Raw genomic sequence first — 16,284 nt, 5'->3', positions numbered from 1 at the left:
GACGTCGCGGAACCGTGCGATCATGACTATGTCTGCGACTCTCCAGCAGATGCCGTCGCTGTTGTACGAAAGCTGGAGAGCGCTCATGCCCCGAATTCCGTCCGAGCCGGCGTCGTTGACGGCGCCGATCATCGACTGCGAACCACCCCCGGTCGGACTCGCGGCGTGCCCGCCGCCCACTTCTGCGGCGCTGCACCGCCGCAGCGCGCGCCGAAGACGGCCGGTCCGGGGGCTGCCCCGCGATCCGTTGCCGCCGACGGCGGTGGTGGCGTTCACCGATGCGGCGCTGCGCCGCATCCTCGAGGTCGTCGACCGGCGCAGACCCATTGCGCAACTGCGCCCGCTGGTGGCGCCCGCGCTGATCGACATGGTCACCGCGCTGACGCGGATGCCGCAGAACGCCACCGCGGCGCTCGGCCGGGTCAGGGTGCGAATGGTCGACGACCGGACGGGTGAATTGTTCGCCACCTATACCCGCGCACAGCGTGTGCGGGCCATCGCCGGGCGCATCGAACGCCGCGACGACCGCTGGCGGATCGTCGCGCTGCAGATCGGCTAGCGCCTACGCATTCCCTTGGCGGCCTTGGCCTGCTGACGCGCGGCCTCCCGGCGTTCACGCCGACTGGTGCCGCTCGGTGCGGCATGCTTGGGTCCGCCGCCGCCGTCCCGCTTCACCTGCGTCGACCCGTCCTCGGACGGGCCGCTGTAGGTCAGCGGAGGAGCCGAGTCCTCAATTCCCTTGGCGCGCAAGGCCGACGCCGGCTGGGCAGGCAGTCCGTTGTCCGTGCGCTCCTGGGTGGCCAGCCCACCGTGGGTGCTGTCCTGCGCCTTGGCCGCGGCTTCGGCGGCGAACTGTGCAAGCCCCGATGGCGCGGCGACCGGCGCGACCGTCGGGGCCGGCGCGGCTTCGACGGTGACGTTGAACAGGAAGCCGACCGACTCTTCCTTGAGTCCCTCGAGCATGCCGACGAACATGTCGAAGCCCTCGCGCTGGTACTCGACGAGCGGGTCGCGTTGCGCCATCGCGCGCAGGCCGATGCCCTCCTTGAGGTAATCCATCTCGTAGAGGTGTTCGCGCCACTTGCGGTCGAGGACGTTGAGCAGCACGTTGCGCTCCAGCTGCCGCATCGCGCCGTCGCCTGCGATCTCCTCGAGTTGCTTCTCCCGCTCGGCGTACGCCCGCTCGGCGTCCTTGATCAACGCGTCGAGCAGTTCGTCACGCGTCAGCTCACCGGGCTCGCCGACGGCGTCAGAGTCGAGCAGGTCGTGGTGATCGATGCCGACGGGGTACAGCGTCTTCAGCGCGTCCCACAGCTTCTCCAGATCCCAGTCTTCCGCGTAGCCCTCCGCGGTGGCGCCGTCGACATAGGCGGTGATCACGTCGACCAGCATCCGGTGTGCCTGTTCGGCGAGGTTCTCCCCCTCCAGGATCAGACGACGCTCCTCGTAGATGACCTTGCGCTGCTGGTTCATCACCTCGTCGTACTTCAGAACGTTCTTGCGGACCTCGAAGTTCTGCTGCTCGACCTGCGTCTGCGCGCTCTTGATCGCGCGGGTGACCATCTTGGCTTCGATCGGCACGTCGTCGGGCAGCTGCAGCCGGTTGAGCAACGCTTCCAGCGTCTCACCGTTGAACCGCCGCATGAGCTCGTCACCCAACGACAGATAGAACCGCGACTCGCCGGGGTCACCCTGGCGACCGGACCGGCCGCGCAGCTGGTTGTCGATGCGGCGCGACTCGTGGCGCTCGGTGCCCAGAACGTACAGTCCGCCGACGGCGATGACGTCCTCGGATTCCTCGGCCGCCTCCGCCTTGACCTTCGGCAGCACCTCGTGCCACGCGGCCTCGTACTCGTCGGGCGTCTCGACCGGGTCGAGCCCTCGCGCACGCAGCGCCTTGTCCGCGAGGAAGTCGACGTTGCCGCCGAGCACGATGTCGGTGCCGCGGCCCGCCATGTTGGTGGCCACCGTGACCGCGCCCAACCGGCCTGCCTCGGCAACGATGTTGGCTTCCTGCTCGTGGTACTTCGCGTTGAGCACGTTGTGCGGGATGCGGCGCTTCTGGAACTGGCGCGACAAGTACTCCGACCGCTCGACGCTGGTGGTGCCGATCAGCACCGGCTGACCCTTCTCGTACCGCTCGACGACGTCGTCGACGACCGCGATGTACTTGGCCTCTTCGGTCTTGTAGATGAGGTCCGACTGATCCTGGCGGACCATCGGCTTGTTGGTGGGGATCGTCACGACACCGAGCTTGTAGATCTCGTGCAGCTCGGCCGCCTCCGTCTGGGCGGTACCGGTCATGCCGGACAGCTTCTCGTAAAGCCGGAAGTAGTTCTGCAGCGTGATGGTGGCCAGCGTCTGGTTCTCGGCCTTGATCTCGACGTGCTCCTTGGCCTCGATGGCCTGGTGCATGCCCTCGTTGTAGCGCCGGCCGATCAGCACGCGGCCGGTGAACTCGTCGACGATCAGCACTTCGCCGTCGCGGACGATGTAGTCCTTGTCGCGCTGGAACAGCTCCTTGGCCTTGATGGCGTTGTTCAGGTAGCTGACCAGCGGTGAATTGGCGGCCTCGTAGAGATTGTCGATGCCGAGCTGGTCCTCGACGAACTCCACCCCGAGCTCATGTATGCCGATGGTGCGCTTGCGCAGATCGACCTCGTAGTGGACGTCCTTCTCCATCAGCGGGGCCAGCCGGGCGAACTCGGTATACCAGTTCGACGAACCGTCGGCGGGCCCCGAAATGATCAGCGGCGTGCGAGCCTCGTCGATCAGGATGGAGTCGACCTCGTCGACGATCGCGAAGTTGTGCCCCCGTTGCACCAGGTCGGCCAGCGAATGCGCCATGTTGTCGCGCAGGTAGTCGAAGCCGAATTCGTTGTTGGTGCCGTAGGTGATGTCGGCGGCATAAGCCGCCCTGCGTTCATCGGGAGTGAGCCCGGAAAGGATGACGCCGACGTTGAGCCCCAGGAAGCGGTGCACGCGGCCCATCCACTCCGCGTCACGCTTGGCCAGGTAGTCGTTGACCGTGACGACGTGCACGCCGTCGCCGGACAGCGCGTTGAGATATGACGGCAGCACGGCGGTCAGCGTCTTGCCCTCGCCGGTCTTCATCTCGGCGACGTTGCCGAAGTGCAGCGCCGCGCCGCCCATCACCTGCACGTCGAAGTGCCGCTGATCGAGCACCCGCCATGCGGCCTCACGGGCCACGGCGAACGCTTCGGGAAGAAGGTCGTCGAGGCTTTCGCCGTCGGCTACCCGCTTCTTGAATTCGTCGGTTTTCGCGCGCAACTCGGCGTCGGAGAGCTTCTCCACATCGTCAGACAGGGTGTTGACGTAGTCGGCGACCCCTTTGAGGCGCTTGACCATGCGGCCTTCACCGAGACGGAGCAACTTGTCCAGCACGCGATTTCCTCAGCTTTTCTCAATGGGTTCGATGGACTCAGGCTTTATCAGACGACGTCCATCGTAAGTGACCCGTCGAAATTGCTGGTCGAAGCCGCTGGAAAGCGTCTAGGCGAGCCTGATCAGTCCGTAGTCGTAGGCGTGCCTGCGGTAGACGACGCAGGGCTTGTCGCTCTCCTTGTCGTGGAACAGGAAGAAGTCATGGCCGACGAGTTCCATCTCGTAGAGGGCGTCGTCGACGGTCATCGGCGTGGCCGGATGCTCTTTGGTGCGCACGATCCGCCCGGGTTCGTGGTCGTCGAGCGCGATCCCGTCGGTCTGGGGGTTGTCGTCGGTCGACGGCGTGGTTGGCAGCGGATCGACGGCGGTGGCCTGTGCCAGTGATACCGGAGTCTTGTCCCCGTAGTGCACCTTGCGGCGATCCTTGCTGCGGCGCAGCCGGCTTTCCAGTTTGCAGACTGCCGACTCCAGCGCGGCGTAGAAGCTGTCGGCGCATGCCTCGCCGCGAACAACGGGGCCGCGTCCGCGCGCGGTGATCTCGACGTGCTGACAGTTCTTCCGTTGACGCCGGTTGCGCTCATGGTCTAGTTCGACGTCGAACAGGTAGATGGTGCGGTCGAAGCGTTCGAGTCGGGACAGTTTTTCTGAGACGTAGATGCGGAAGTGGTCGGGGACCTCGACGTTGCGTCCCTTGACGACGACCTCGGCGTTCGGGGTCGGTTCTGGCCGCTGGTCCTCGATCACCATTGTTGTGCGGTCGGAGTCCACGGAATGGCTTGACATGCTTTGCAACTCGCTCTCTACGGAGTCGCACGCTTGAGCGTGCCCGGCTTGTGTTCGAGAAACGCGCCAGCGGGGTTTGCATGTCCGCGCCACCCGCCGGTGCAAGGTGTCGACTACTCACCTCCTACCGCTGATGGCGATACAAGCGCTGCGTTCAAAAGCGCCGCCGTGAGGCATTCACGGGTGGTTGGTGCCGACGGTAATCGTGTTCACCCGGGAGTGCCAGTAAATTCGCCCACCCGTTTTCAGTTCTTCACATGAGGCTGATTCGGGTCCGAGACGGGCCGGAATTGTCGCCGATGTCAGGCATTCGCGATAGCAAGCACTCCGGCGACGTGGCCGCCGGCGATGTGCAGGACCCGCACCGATTCACTGGCCGTTGCTCCGGTGGTGACCACATCGTCGACGAGCAGGACCGCGCCTGTGGGGGCTTTGGTGAGCTTGACACGGCCCGCGATGTTGCGTACCCGGTCGGCGCCGGACAGTCCGACGGAGTCACGGACCAGCCCCCGCATTCTCAGCGCCGACACGACGCGGATGCCGGGGTGGTCTGCCGTCGCCGTCTGCGCGATCCGCGTGATGGGGTCGCCGCCGCGCCTGCGGGCGGCGGATTGACGGGTGGGTGCCGGCACGACGGTCAGCGACGTGTCGACCAGCCCCCAGGTCATGAGGTTGGCGATGCCGACTCCGAGTGCCGCGGCCAGCGGAGCGATCAGGTCTGCGCGGCCGTGTTCCTTCAGCGCGACGATGGCGGCCCGGCGCGGCCCCGCGTAGCGGCCGAGCGAGAAGACGGGCACCCCTGGGTCGACGCGTGGCGTGATCAGGTGGGGCTGGTCGGCGCTGACGGCGAGCTGCTGCGCGCAGGCGGGACACCACCGCGACGCCGGGGCGGCGCAGCCCCCGCATTCGAGCGGCAGGACGAGGTCGAGCACGTCCACAGTGTCACGGCCGGGTGTGACAACGCGGCACCTCAGGCGGACTGGGCGACCCCGAGAGCAGGCGGGCCGACCGGAATCAGCCCTTCGGGGTCGCATAACTCGAGCACCCGCGACGCGGCCGCGCCGGGCACCAGTCTCCATGGCGTCGACGCGCGCGACAGCTGCGCGTTGATCGCGTGCAGCGCGGCCACCCCATCGATCGCCATGAAGCCGAGTTCGCTGAGGTCGACGGTCACATGGTCGGCCCGTGATGCGGCGTCGCACACCGCGACCGCGAATTCTTTGCCGTTGTGCGTGTCCACTTCACCGCGCACTGACACCGAGACGTCGGACCCGGTGTTTCGGCATGTGACGCGCAGTCGGCACGACCGGGTCGCATACGGCTTCGCTTCGCGGCCCCGGTCGCGGATCGGGGTGACGGTCATGCACGCTCGCTTTCCCGAGGGGTGCCGCAAACTCGTCCAGCGAAGCGCCTATTCCCAAATGGCACCGCGGTCAAACCGCGAATCAGACAGACGCCGTCAAACCGCGAATCAGACAGACGCGGTCAAACCGCGAATCAGGCAGACGCGGCGAACGTTTCCCCGTCTACAGCGCGTACATCGTCGAAGCGCAGCAGCACGACTGTGCCGGACGGGCTCCGGTCGATGATCGTCTCGTCGGCGAGCGCTTTCATGAGCGGGATGCCGCGTCCGCGGGTGTTGTCCCGGGCGGCGTGCATGACCTCGCGCCAGCTGCCGTGGTCGCGAATCTGGACATTGAGCCGGTTGGCTGCACCGTCATGGTGCGCCTCCAAAGACAGCGTGCCCGCGGCGGGCAGGCCCACGTAGGCGAACTCAGCGGCATTGGCCAGTGCCTCGTAGACGGCGAGGACCGCGCCGCTGAACCTGACCTCGTCGAGGGCGAAGCGTTGCCCGAGCCAAGCTGCGAAGTCCCGTCTCAGCTGTGACACGGTGGCCGCATCCGCGCTTCCGCTCCCGACGAACGCTGGTTCGTCGGGACGCGGCAGGTTACTCATCTCACTCACAGTATTGGTTCAGGTACCCGATTCCGGCCGATTGCATTCGGCAAAGCTGTTGAGAGCTACGTCTCGTGTGGTGAACACGTCGACGACATCGGTGACCCCGGTGATCTTCATCGGCCTGCTGGTGGCTGGACCGTCCGCTACCACCGCGAACCGCGCGTCCGGGGTGATTCGGTCGCGGATCTCGATGAGCAGCTGCATTCCCGCCGATGCAAGGAAGGTCAGCTCCAGGAGGTCGACGATCAGGCCAGCGGGCTTCTTGGCCAGCGCAGCGTGCACCGCCTCGTCGAGCTGTGGCGCGGTCATCATGTCCAACTCGCCTGACATAGTGACGACCGCCACCCGGCCGACCCACTCTTCATGGAACTGCTCTTTGCCCATACCTCACCCAGCGTCGAAGCGCCCGTCCTTGGACGGGTCGCGCGTGTACACCGGCTGCAGTCTGAACCGGGGAACAGATTAGTTGACATCGGCTCGACCCGCGCAAGCACCGGCGCAGGATCACCGGCCAATCCCCGTCGTCGGCGCCGATGCCAGCGGATTCACAGCGGCAGTTCAGGGCCCGGAGGTGATGCTGGAGGCATGGCAGAAGTTCATGTCAATGGCCGCATCGAACACGTCGACGCCGACGCCGACACGGCACTGCTGTATGTGCTGCGTAACCATCTCGGCCTGAAAGGCACCCGGTTCGGCTGCGGGCTCGGCGTGTGCGGCGCCTGCGCGGTGCTCGTGGACGGACACCGCGCTTACTCGTGCGACACTCTGTTGTGGGCGGTGAGGGACAAGGCGGTGACGACGGTCGAGGGTCTGGCCGACGACGGCCAACCGCACCCCGTTGCCCGCGCCATCGTCGACCACCAGGCCGCGCAGTGCGGGTACTGCATGTCCGGCATCGTGGTCAGCGCCGCAGCGCTGTTGGCGGCGAATCCCGACCCGGCCGAATCCGAGGTGCGCGCGGCGCTGGACGACAACCTGTGCCGGTGCGGCGCGCACAACCGGGTAGTGCGTGCGGTGCTGGCCGCCGCCGCCGAGATGCGGGCCTCGTGACCGGGCTACCGCCGACGTTGGCCGCCAACCCGCGACTGGGCGACTGGGTGCGCATCGGGGCGGAGGGAGTCATCGAAATCCGGTCGGGCAAAGTGGAATTGGGCCAGGGCGTGCTGACCGCGCTGTCGCAGGTGGCCGCGGAGGAACTCGACGTCGACGTGGCCCGCATCGACATGCGGCCCGCAACCACCGAGGCGAGTCCCGACGAAGGGTTGACCGCGGGCAGCCTGTCCATTCAGCAATCTGGTGCCGCCCTGCGGCAGGTCTGCGCGGAGGTGCGTGACGTCTACCTCGGCGTCGCCGCGGACAAACTCGCCGTGCCCAGGGCTGACCTCACGATCGAGGACGGGCAGATCCGCGCACCAGACGGCGCGGCGACCAGCTACTGGGAGTTGGCCGACGACACCTTGTTGGACCACGCGGCGACGGGTGAGGCGACACCCAAGCCGGCGACGGCGTATCGAGTCGTCGGCGCGAGCGTGGCACGGCTCGATCTCCCCGGCAAGCTGGCGGGCCTGCCGAGTTACGTCCACGACCTGACCCTCGAAGGGATGGTGCACGGCCGGGTGGTCAGGCCGCCGTCCCGTGGTGCGACGCTGCGCGACATCGACTGTGCCCCAACGCAAGCCGTGCCAGGGGTGATCGCGGTGGTCCGCGACGGCAACTTCCTCGCCGTCGTCGCTGAGCGCGAGGAGACCGCGCTTTCGGCTGCGGATCTTCTGCGCAGGGATGCGTCCTGGGACCAGCGACCGACGCTGCCGGACGAAGACGACCTGCCCGCGTTCTTGACGTCCGCACCCGCGGACAGCACGGTCATCGCCGACGTGGGGCAGCGGCCGCCGGAAGGTGTCGAGCACTCGGTCACCGCGGAGTACCACCGCCCGTATCTGGCGCACGGTTCGATTGGTCCCTCCTGCGCAGTCGCACTCGCCGATGCCGACGGGATGCACATCTGGACACACAGCCAGGGAATCCACGTCCTGCGTCGCGAAATCGCACGCGGACTGGACATTTCACCGGAGCGCGTGACTGTCCGGCACGTCGACGGCGCCGGCTGCTACGGGCACAACGGCGCCGACGACGTGGCGATGGACGCGGCAGTTCTGGCGCGGGCCGTTCCTGGCCGACCGGTGCAGGTGGTGTGGTCGCGGCCCGACGAGTTGAGTTGGTCGCCGCTGGGTCCCGCTGGCGTGGTGCGGCTTTCGGCCGACTGCGGCCCCGATGGCGCGGTGCTGTCCTGGCGTCACGAAATCTGGAGCCCTAGCTACATCAGCAGGCCCGGCATGACACCGAATCTGGCGTTCCTGGCGTCCAGTCACAGTGCCGGCGGCGAAGAGATCCGGTCGGGCGGCGAACCTCCTCAGGAGCGCGGGGGCGGTGCGAGCCGCAATGCCGTTCCGGGCTACGACTTTCCGGCCTACCAGGTGGTGAACCACCTGCTCACCGCGATGCCGTTGCGCACGTCGGCGTTGCGCTCGCTGGGGGCACACCTCAACGTGTTCGCGGCCGAATCGTTCATGGATGAACTCGCAGCCCTCGTCGACCGGGACCCCATCGAGTTCCGGTTGGCGCATCTGTCCGACCCGCGCGCCAGAGTGGTGCTCGAACACGTTGCCAGACAATCGGGTTGGGCATCGCGACAGCCCGGTGACGCGGTCGGTCGTGGCGTCGGATTCGCGCGATACAAGAACTCGAGCGCCTACTGTGCGGTCGTCGCCGACGTCGAGGCGGTCACTGAGGTCCGCGTCCGCCGGCTCACGGTCGCCGTCGACGCCGGGCTGGTGATCAACCCTGACGGCGCGGCGAACCAGATCGAGGGCGGCGCGATTCAGGCCACCAGCTGGACGGTTAAGGAGCGGGTGAGGTTCGACCGGTTCACGGTGACCAGTGACACCTGGGAAAGCTACCCGATCCTGCGCTTCTCCGAGGTGCCCGCGGTCGATGTCGAGTTCGTGGCCGGCGCAGACCGGCCACCGCTCGGGGTCGGGGAATGCGCGCAGGGCCCGACCGCGGCCGCGATCGGCAACGCCGTTGCCGACGCGCTCGGCGTCCGGGTGCGTTCGCTGCCGCTGACGCCGGAGCGGATCGTGTCCGCGATGCCGGACCGCTGACCGACCGCATAGCGGGCGATCGCCGCGGGTACCCGGTGGGATGGCCGACAGCGACCCGCGGGAATCGTTCATCGTCGACTGCCTCGTGCAGGCATTCGAAGGGCTGATGAAGGCGGACCCCGACGCGTTTCGAACCAAGTTCCGCAAGATGGCGGCCGACCCGTTCGCGTTCTACCGCGGCAGCGCCTGCGTGTTCTACGCCGACGTGGCGGACCGCGACGACCGCTGGGCCGACGACCGGACTTCCCGCGTGTGGATACAGGGCGACCTGCACGCGGAGAACTTCGGCACCTACATGGACGGCTCCGGTGTGCTCATCTTCGACGTCAACGACTTCGACGAGGCATACGTCGGGCACTTCACCTGGGACCTTCAGCGGTTCGCGGCCAGCATCGCGTTGATCTGCTGGCAGAAGGCGCTGTCAGATGAGGAAATCGCAAGCCTGATCGAAACATTCGTCCGTGCGTACGTCGAACAGGTCCGGTGGTTCGTCGACGTCGAGGACGATTCGTCGTTCTCGCTGAACCTGCAGACCGCCCGCGGTGCGGTGTTGTCGGCGCTGCAGTCCGCGCGGCTGTCGACCCGCTCGCAGATGCTCGAGCGGATGACGCATGTGGACGAGTCGGATCGGCGATTTCGCGACCTGACTGGCGTGCGGCGTCTGGACGACGCCGAACGCTCGAAGGTCACCGACGCGTTCGACCGCTACCTCGAGACGATCCCAGAGACCAAGCGCTTCCACGGCATCGCCTATGACGTCAAGGACGTCATAGGCAAGACCGGCATGGGCATCGGCAGCGCCGGTCTGCCCGCGTACACGTTGTTGATCGAGGGATTCAACCAGGCGCTGGACAACGACGTGGTGCTTTCGATGAAGCAGGGCAACGTGGCCGCACCGAGTCGGGTGGTCGACGACCGAGCCGTGCACGAGTACTTCGAGCACCACGGCCACCGGACCGCCGTCTCCCAGCGTGCGTTGCAGGCACACGCCGACCCGTTACTCGGTTACACCGACATCGACGACATCGGCTACGTGGTCAGCGAAATATCGCCGTATGACGCCGATTTGGACTGGAGCGAGCTCACCGAGCCCGATGAGCTCGCAGAAGTCATCGAACAACTCGGGCGGGCGGTGGCCAAGGTGCATTGCGTCAGCGATACCGACAGCGATCAGACGCTGGTCGACTTTCAGACCGAGGAGGCGATCGTCGACGTGATCGGTGACGACATCGACGACTTCGTCGCCGACATCGTCGCGTTCGGGAATAAGTACGCCGCCACGGTGCGAGACGACCACCGACATTTCGTGGAAGCCTTCCGGCAGGGTCGCATCCCCGGAGTCAGTTCGACCTGACCGGTCAACCAAGCACGATCGAGTCGCCTTGCACGGTGACGTTCTCCGGCTCGAGCGGCTTGGCAGCCGGACCATGGGCCACTGTGCCGTCGAGATTGAATTTGCTTCCGTGACAAGGGCAGTCGATGGTACCGTCGGCCACCTTGTCGACAAGGCAACCCTTGTGGGTGCACTTCGCGGAGAATCCTTTGAAGACGCCGGCCGTGGGCTGCGTCACCACGACCTCGCCGACGATCACACCCGAGCCCACCGGCACGTCGGCCGTCTTGGCCAGCGCCTTGGCCGCTGGCGCGGCCGTGCCATCGCCGGGTGAGGTCGGCGCTGCGGTGGTCGCGCTGGATTCGCCTGCCGCTTCGTCCTTCTTGCCGTAGGTGCTGCACGCGGCGACGATGGCGGTCACCAGGCCCAGCCCTGCGCCGAGCAGAACCTTCTGCCGTGAGATCGGGAATTCGGAAATGTTCATGCACTACCTTTCAGTTAGAACGTGATGCCGTTTGTGTCGAAGAACCAGAGTGCCGACGTCAGCCAGACGTAGACTAATCCGAAGAACACCAGGCCGCCCGCAACCGGAATCACCCATGCCCGAAGGCCTTTGCGGGTCAGCAGCACCATCTTCGTCACGAACGCGCCGTAGAAGAAGCAGCCGAAGAGCGAGTGGAACAGTACCCGGTTGTCGTAGGACTGGAAGCCCAACGCGTACAAGCAGTGCACCGCGACGGGAACGCTGACCAGCACCGCCAGTCGGCCCGACCACACGTGGGCGGGACGCATCCACGACGGCGCCTTGCCGCCGGGGATCAGCCGGTACATCGCGAAGGCGGAAACCAGTTGGAACAGCGCAAGCACCACGGCGATGGTCGCCAGCCACGCCTTGACGGCGGAGCCGCTGGAAAATCCCGCGACGCTGATCGAAAAGAATTGTGGCTCATGCAGCTTGCCGAACACGCCGAGACCGACCGCGACAAGGGCGCCGAGGGCGGCCGCGGTCAACACCGCGGCGCCTCCTCTCGAGGTGCTGATCCGTTGGGTGGCGGCGGGATCAGACATCGCTGTCGCCCTCGACTCGGATGGCCCTGACCTCGATGCCGTCGATGTTGGCGATGCCGTCGGTCGTCAGCGTGGGTGCGGGCTTCGTCGAACCGTCTTCGCGTCGCTGCACGCCGGTCACCTTCCCGTCGGCGTCGACGACCCAGCTGTTACGCACACCCGCGTTCTCGTAGACATAGAGGCCCGCCGGCGGTTGCGCGATGGCGGCGCTGAAGTCCCACTTCTTGTCCGCGATCGTCAGTGTGCCGACGATCGCGTCACCCTGAAGGCGACCGTCGAGTCGGCTCGTCTTGTCCTTGTTCGCAAGGCTCACCGCGCCGTTGACCGCGCTGCCCCGCAGCCACGACTCGACGGTGTTGCCGTCGCAGGCGTAGGCGATGGCCTTGTCGCCTTCGACGGTGATCTCAACCGTGACGGTGCCGTTGGCCGTCGGCACTTTGCCGACGTAATCGGCCTTGGCGGGAAACGCGGGCGGCGGCGGTGTCACCGGTGAGGGCGCCGGTGGGGGCGCAGCGGCGGTGGCGGTCGTCGCGGGGGGTTTGCCCGAGGGCGCGGGCTCCTCCTTGGAGATGTTGATCACCAAGATGGCTACCCCGAGCACCGCGACGGCGACCAGAGTGAGCAGCGGACCGCGGATCTTCATCATCCCCTCCTGGGAGTCGAGCAAAACACCTCTGGCGAGGTTTTGTCTGCACAACGGGCGATGCAGGGCGACGGTTCAGATTCGAAGTCACCTTTCTTGCTCCGGCCAGACACCTGATAGGGAAGCCTTCAAAGGCGGCGAATGGCAGGCATAGAAGCGGTACCGTCATTCGTTGCCTGCGGGGCGATATGACGGGAGACAACCATGAAGCGCTGCCTCGTCGGAGGATCTGTTGCCGTGCTGATGGGCGCGGCACTGATGGCCGCAGCGCCGCCGGCGACCGCCGGTTGCCTGTACGGCGGACCCTTCATCAGCAAGTGCGATGGACCAGTCCAGCCGGACGGCACTTGGCAACGATGCACGGCAGTGCCGCAGATGATTCCTCGCGGCGCCAGTTCCTACTTGGTGCCCGTCAAGCGCTGCGACTCGATGGGCCCCGGCCAGCCCGCGTGGGATTTCGCGTTCGCCGACCCACCGACGCACATCGACTGAGCCGGTTCCTCAGCCCGGCAACACCGGTATCGCATCGGGGACCATCAGCGGCCGCACCTCGACCCACGCCGGATCGTTGTCGGCCGCGGAGCCCGACAGCTGCAGCACGCCGCGCTCATCGGCGACGTACACCGTGGACGGGTTAGCGGCCACAGTGGTGACCGGCATCAGCAGATTGCGGCTCGGACCGTCGGAGTTGACCCCGTCGAGGTTGACGTAGGACACCGGGTGTTGCGGGTCGGTGCGGCTGACGACGATGTCGTCGCCGGTGCGCCACGACAGCGAGACGGCCGTGTTGCCGAGGCCGAAGCCCAGCCGCCGCGGGTAGGTCAGCGCGTAACCGCCGCCCGCGGTCTGCTCGACACCGGCGAGGATCACCTGGCCCTCGATGACCATCGCGGCACGAGTGCCGTCGCGAGACAACTGAAGCTCGGCGATCGCGCCGGGGAAACGCGTCGACACCACGCTGGAGTCGACCGGGATGCGGGCCGGTTGCCCTGACGCGTCTTGGATCGCGCGAACCACGTTGATCCCGTCGACGACCACCCAGATCGCGTCGTCGAGCGCCCAACTCGGCCGCGACAGGGTGCGCCCCTCCATCGCCTGGGTCGCGTTGCCGTTCAGCGGCCCGACCCATAGGGACGACGCCATGTCGGGTGCACCGGGACGCAGCGTCACGATCGACGCGACCTCTTGGCCGGTGCGCGACACCGCGGCCGCGGTCTGGCTCGGCATCTGGCCGAACTGGCCTGCCACCCGTGTCGCGCGCTGACCGTCCAGAGACATCAGCGTTCCACCGACCAGCGCATGCAGGCCGGCGGCGGCTCCGTCGGCCGCTCCCGGGTCGGTGGCCGCGACGTCGGAGGTGTTCCAGCCGTCGGCGAACCGGTCGTCGAGCGCCGCGCCGTCGGCGTTGATCACGTACGGGCCGTTGATCCCGGCGCGCGACAGCGTCCAAATGATCTGCGCGGCAAGCAGTTGCCTGCTGTGCGGGTCGGTGGTGGACAGATTCTCCAGGTCGACGCGGGCTCCCCCATAGCCGCGGCCGACACCGGTCTTACCGCCGTCGGCGCGCGTCACCGGGCCGCGGAGTTTCAGCGGCGGCCCGAGAAGGTTACGCACCGTGTTGGTCATCTCGGGCCGCGGACCCGCGATCAACTTGCTGACCAGTTCGGTGGCCAGTTGATCGGCATCGGACACCGCGACATAGCGTGGGTCAGGGACGACGGTGTGTCCTGTCGGGTCGGCGAAGTACAGCGTGTTGCGCTTGTAGGTCGACTGAAACTGTTGCCAGTCAAGGAAAACCCCATTGGGCAGTCGGTCGATGCGCCAGCCACCAGGGGTCTTGACGAGTTCGATGGGACCGGGATCGGGCAGCGCGCCCTCCCCCGTCTCGAAGACGCCGACGTCCGACAGCGAGCCGAGGATGTCGGCGCGCATGCTGACCGACACCCGTTCGGGGCCGCGTGTCTCGACGAAGACCACGTTGTCGATCAGCAGGGCGCTGCCCGCGTCGTCCCATGCGCGCGAAGCGGATTCGGTGAGGAATTGCCGCGCGGCCAGATGCCGGTTCGCGGGATCGGCTGTCGCCTTGAGGAACTCGCGCAACAGCACGTCGGGGTCCATACCCGGTGTCGGCTTGGGCAGGCTCGGCGGCGCAGGCCGGTCGACGGTGCCGATGGCTTGCGGCGCAGACGAACTCGGCACCCCGGCACAGCCCGCGAGAACGACGGCCAGCAGCCACAGCGCCGCTACTAGCCGTCTCACACCGTCTCCGCCGGTTCGCGGTCGCGGGACCGGCGCGCGGATCGCTCGCGCCCAGCAGGCTGCCCGGTCGGTTTGAGGGGTAGCGGGCTCGTCGTCACCTTGTGGCCGCGCACCAGCGGCAGGGTGAGCCGGAAGCAGGCGCCCTTGCCGGGTTCGCCCCACGCCTCCAGCCTGCCCTGGTGGAGCCGGGCATCCTCGATGCTGATCGCCAGGCCAAGGCCGGTACCACCGGACCGCCGCACCCGCGACGGATCCGAGCGCCAGAACCGGCTGAACACCAGCTTCTCCTCGCCGGGCCGCAACCCGACGCCGTAGTCGCGGACCGTCACCGCGACGGTGTCCTCGTCGGCGGCCATCCGGATCCGCACCGGCTTGTGCTCGGCGTGGTCGATGGCGTTGGCGATCAGGTTGCGCAGGATGCGTTCCACCCGCCGCGAGTCGACCTCCGCGATCACCTCGTCGGCGGGCATGTCGACGATCAGTTCGATGTCGGCGTCGGCTGCAAGGTGCCCGACGTTGTCGAGCGCGCTTTGCACTGTCGAGCGCAGATCCACCGCCTCGACCGAGAGTTCGGCGACGCCGGCGTCGTGGCGCGAGATCTCCAGCAGGTCGTTCAGCAGGGTCTCGAAGCGGTCGAGTTCGCTGACCATCAGCTCGGTCGAGCGGCGCAGCGCGGGGTCGAGGTCCTCGCTGTGGTCGTAGATCAGGTCGGCGGCCATCCGCACCGTTGTCAACGGCGTGCGCAGCTCGTGGCTGACATCGGAGGTGAACCGGCGCTGCAGGTTGCCGAACTCCTCGAGCTGGGTGATCTGGCGGTGCAGGCTTTCGGCCATGTCGTTGAACGACACCGCCAGCCGCGCCATGTCGTCCTCACCGCGCACGGGCATGCGCTCGGTGAGGTGGCCCTCGGCGAACCGTTCGGCGATCCGCGACGCCGACCGCACTGGCAGCACGATCTGGCGGGCCACCAGCAGCGCGATGGCGGCCAGCAGGCCGAGCAGCACCACGCCGCCCGTCAGCATGGTGCCGCGCACCAGGGCGATGGTGGACTCCTCATTGTTGAGCGGGAAGATCAGGTACAGCTCGAGATTCGTAACCGGTGAGGACGTCGGGCTGCCGATGATCAACGCCGGACCGGAGAAGCCGTCGGTGTGCACCGTCGCGTACTGGTAACTGACCTGACCCGCCTTGACGAAGTCGCGCAGCGCGTTGGGCACCTGCTGCACCGGGCCTGCGGCGGTCGCCGCGCGGGGGCCATCGCCGGGAACGACGAGGACCGCATCGAAGGCGCCCGCGAGCCCGGCGCCGGTGTCGGCCTTCCGGTCGATCAGGGTGTTGCGGGCCAACTGCAGGCTGCTGTCGAGCGAGCGGGTTTCCTCGCCTCCGACGATGCCGCTGACGGTGTTGCGCGCGCGCTCGATCTCTTCGGTGGCGGCGCGGACCTTCACCTCGAGGATGCGATCGGTGATCTGGCTGGTCAGCACGAAGCCCAGCACCAGAATGACGGCCAGCGACAGCCCCAGCGTGAGCACCACGACCCGCAACTGCAGGGAGCGTTTCCACGCCAGACCCATCGCTCGACTCAGCGCGCCGAATCCGCGTAACAGTGGTCCCGAACGCCCCCAGCGGCCCCGCATGCGCCGCCTCGAGCCAAAGATCACGGCGACCGCCGA

16 protein-coding genes are annotated in these 16,284 nt (G+C 67.2%); 5 read left to right on the top strand and 11 right to left on the bottom strand.

The window, feature by feature from the left end:
• The first annotated feature begins 28 nt into the window (after nt 1-28).
• Nucleotides 29-559, top strand: a complete 531-nt coding sequence (locus ACGFK1_RS07940; RefSeq protein ID WP_393427680.1) for an Rv3235 family protein — start codon at nt 29-31, stop codon at nt 557-559.
• Here ACGFK1_RS07940 and secA read toward each other — a convergent pair.
• The 6 genes from secA to ACGFK1_RS07910 all read right to left on the bottom strand — a co-directional run bounded on the left by secA (nt 556) and on the right by ACGFK1_RS07910 (nt 6,531).
• On the bottom strand, nt 556-3,405 hold the full coding sequence (gene secA / locus ACGFK1_RS07935; RefSeq protein ID WP_393427679.1) for a preprotein translocase subunit SecA: 2,850 nt from the start codon (nt 3,403-3,405) through the stop codon (nt 556-558). The two genes, ACGFK1_RS07940 and secA, sit on opposite strands and share 4 nt — an antisense overlap.
• Nucleotides 3,406-3,513: 108 nt before the next feature.
• On the bottom strand, nt 3,514-4,152 hold the full coding sequence (gene hpf / locus ACGFK1_RS07930) for a ribosome hibernation-promoting factor, HPF/YfiA family (RefSeq protein WP_393427888.1): 639 nt from the start codon (nt 4,150-4,152) through the stop codon (nt 3,514-3,516).
• A gap of 338 nt (nt 4,153-4,490) precedes the next feature.
• Entirely contained in the window at nt 4,491-5,120 is a 630-nt protein-coding gene (locus tag ACGFK1_RS07925) for a ComF family protein (protein ID WP_393427678.1), read from the bottom strand.
• Between the two features lie 38 nt (nt 5,121-5,158).
• Nucleotides 5,159-5,551, bottom strand: a complete 393-nt coding sequence (locus ACGFK1_RS07920; protein ID WP_393427677.1) for an STAS domain-containing protein — start codon at nt 5,549-5,551, stop codon at nt 5,159-5,161.
• A 134-nt stretch (nt 5,552-5,685) separates the two neighbouring features.
• The gene (locus tag ACGFK1_RS07915) at nt 5,686-6,144 is read right to left on the bottom strand and encodes an ATP-binding protein (protein WP_393427676.1); all 459 of its coding nucleotides are present in this window, start codon (nt 6,142-6,144) and stop codon (nt 5,686-5,688) included.
• 18 nt (nt 6,145-6,162) lie between these two features.
• Complete coding sequence (locus ACGFK1_RS07910) at nt 6,163-6,531, bottom strand: STAS domain-containing protein (protein ID WP_393427675.1); 369 nt, start codon at nt 6,529-6,531, stop codon at nt 6,163-6,165.
• A 201-nt stretch (nt 6,532-6,732) separates the two neighbouring features.
• On the opposite strand from ACGFK1_RS07910, the gene ACGFK1_RS07905 reads away from it, so the two are divergent.
• Genes ACGFK1_RS07905 through ACGFK1_RS07895 form a run of 3 tightly spaced genes read left to right on the top strand, consistent with a single transcriptional unit; the run spans nt 6,733 to nt 10,662 of the window.
• Nucleotides 6,733-7,197: a (2Fe-2S)-binding protein gene (locus ACGFK1_RS07905; RefSeq protein ID WP_393427674.1), complete on the top strand. Its 465-nt coding sequence runs from the start codon at nt 6,733-6,735 to the stop codon at nt 7,195-7,197.
• On the top strand, nt 7,194-9,308 hold the full coding sequence (locus ACGFK1_RS07900; protein WP_393427673.1) for a molybdopterin cofactor-binding domain-containing protein: 2,115 nt from the start codon (nt 7,194-7,196) through the stop codon (nt 9,306-9,308). The genes ACGFK1_RS07905 and ACGFK1_RS07900 overlap by 4 nt, the downstream gene beginning before the upstream one ends.
• Nucleotides 9,309-9,348: 40 nt before the next feature.
• The gene (locus ACGFK1_RS07895; RefSeq protein WP_393427672.1) at nt 9,349-10,662 is read left to right on the top strand and encodes a DUF2252 domain-containing protein; all 1,314 of its coding nucleotides are present in this window, start codon (nt 9,349-9,351) and stop codon (nt 10,660-10,662) included.
• Between the two features lie 4 nt (nt 10,663-10,666).
• Here the strand turns inward: ACGFK1_RS07895 and ACGFK1_RS07890 are convergent, their stop codons facing one another.
• The 3 genes from ACGFK1_RS07890 to ACGFK1_RS07880 are packed head-to-tail and all read right to left on the bottom strand — an operon-like array spanning nt 10,667 to nt 12,352.
• Nucleotides 10,667-11,125, bottom strand: a complete 459-nt coding sequence (locus ACGFK1_RS07890; protein ID WP_393427671.1) for a ubiquinol-cytochrome c reductase iron-sulfur subunit — start codon at nt 11,123-11,125, stop codon at nt 10,667-10,669.
• 14 nt (nt 11,126-11,139) lie between these two features.
• Entirely contained in the window at nt 11,140-11,709 is a 570-nt protein-coding gene (locus ACGFK1_RS07885) for a DUF6529 family protein (RefSeq protein WP_393427670.1), read from the bottom strand.
• Nucleotides 11,702-12,352 carry a hypothetical protein gene (locus tag ACGFK1_RS07880; protein WP_393427669.1) on the bottom strand — a complete coding sequence of 217 codons (651 nt, stop codon included), beginning with the start codon at nt 12,350-12,352 and terminating at the stop codon, nt 11,702-11,704. Before ACGFK1_RS07880 ends, ACGFK1_RS07885 begins: the two co-directional genes overlap by 8 nt.
• Nucleotides 12,353-12,556: 204 nt before the next feature.
• Between ACGFK1_RS07880 and ACGFK1_RS07875 the strand changes: the two genes are divergently transcribed.
• A complete protein-coding gene (locus ACGFK1_RS07875) occupies nt 12,557-12,844 on the top strand; it encodes a hypothetical protein (RefSeq protein ID WP_393427668.1) in 288 nt (95 codons plus the stop codon).
• A gap of 9 nt (nt 12,845-12,853) precedes the next feature.
• Here ACGFK1_RS07875 and lpqB read toward each other — a convergent pair whose 3' ends face one another.
• Both lpqB and mtrB read right to left on the bottom strand, forming a co-directional pair.
• The gene (gene lpqB, locus ACGFK1_RS07870; RefSeq protein ID WP_393427667.1) at nt 12,854-14,611 is read right to left on the bottom strand and encodes an MtrAB system accessory lipoprotein LpqB; all 1,758 of its coding nucleotides are present in this window, start codon (nt 14,609-14,611) and stop codon (nt 12,854-12,856) included.
• A complete protein-coding gene (mtrB, locus tag ACGFK1_RS07865) occupies nt 14,608-16,272 on the bottom strand; it encodes an MtrAB system histidine kinase MtrB (protein ID WP_393427666.1) in 1,665 nt (554 codons plus the stop codon). The genes lpqB and mtrB overlap by 4 nt, the downstream gene beginning before the upstream one ends.
• Nucleotides 16,273-16,284: the final 12 nt, after the last annotated feature.

Source organism: Mycobacterium sp. NPDC048908 (assembly GCF_043197955.1).
Lineage (GTDB): Bacteria > Actinomycetota > Actinomycetes > Mycobacteriales > Mycobacteriaceae > Mycobacterium.
Note: the sequence above shows the minus strand (reverse complement) of the source record. Positions and strands in the feature narration are given on the sequence as shown.

Bases quoted from the DNA above. Each gene is read 5' to 3' on its own strand.
- hpf (WP_393427888.1), bottom strand. From the start codon at position 4,152: ATGGTGATCGAGGACCAGCGGCCAGAACCGACCCCGAACGCCGAGGTC.
- ACGFK1_RS07905 (WP_393427674.1), top strand. From the start codon at position 6,733: ATGGCAGAAGTTCATGTCAATGGCCGCATCGAACACGTCGACGCCGAC.
- ACGFK1_RS07890 (WP_393427671.1), bottom strand. From the start codon at position 11,125: ATGAACATTTCCGAATTCCCGATCTCACGGCAGAAGGTTCTGCTCGGC.
- ACGFK1_RS07915 (WP_393427676.1), bottom strand. From the start codon at position 6,144: ATGAGTAACCTGCCGCGTCCCGACGAACCAGCGTTCGTCGGGAGCGGA.
- ACGFK1_RS07875 (WP_393427668.1), top strand. From the start codon at position 12,557: ATGAAGCGCTGCCTCGTCGGAGGATCTGTTGCCGTGCTGATGGGCGCG.
- ACGFK1_RS07880 (WP_393427669.1), bottom strand. From the start codon at position 12,352: ATGAAGATCCGCGGTCCGCTGCTCACTCTGGTCGCCGTCGCGGTGCTC.
- ACGFK1_RS07940 (WP_393427680.1), top strand. From the start codon at position 29: ATGTCTGCGACTCTCCAGCAGATGCCGTCGCTGTTGTACGAAAGCTGG.
- ACGFK1_RS07885 (WP_393427670.1), bottom strand. From the start codon at position 11,709: ATGTCTGATCCCGCCGCCACCCAACGGATCAGCACCTCGAGAGGAGGC.
- ACGFK1_RS07920 (WP_393427677.1), bottom strand. From the start codon at position 5,551: ATGACCGTCACCCCGATCCGCGACCGGGGCCGCGAAGCGAAGCCGTAT.
- ACGFK1_RS07910 (WP_393427675.1), bottom strand. From the start codon at position 6,531: ATGGGCAAAGAGCAGTTCCATGAAGAGTGGGTCGGCCGGGTGGCGGTC.
- ACGFK1_RS07895 (WP_393427672.1), top strand. From the start codon at position 9,349: ATGGCCGACAGCGACCCGCGGGAATCGTTCATCGTCGACTGCCTCGTG.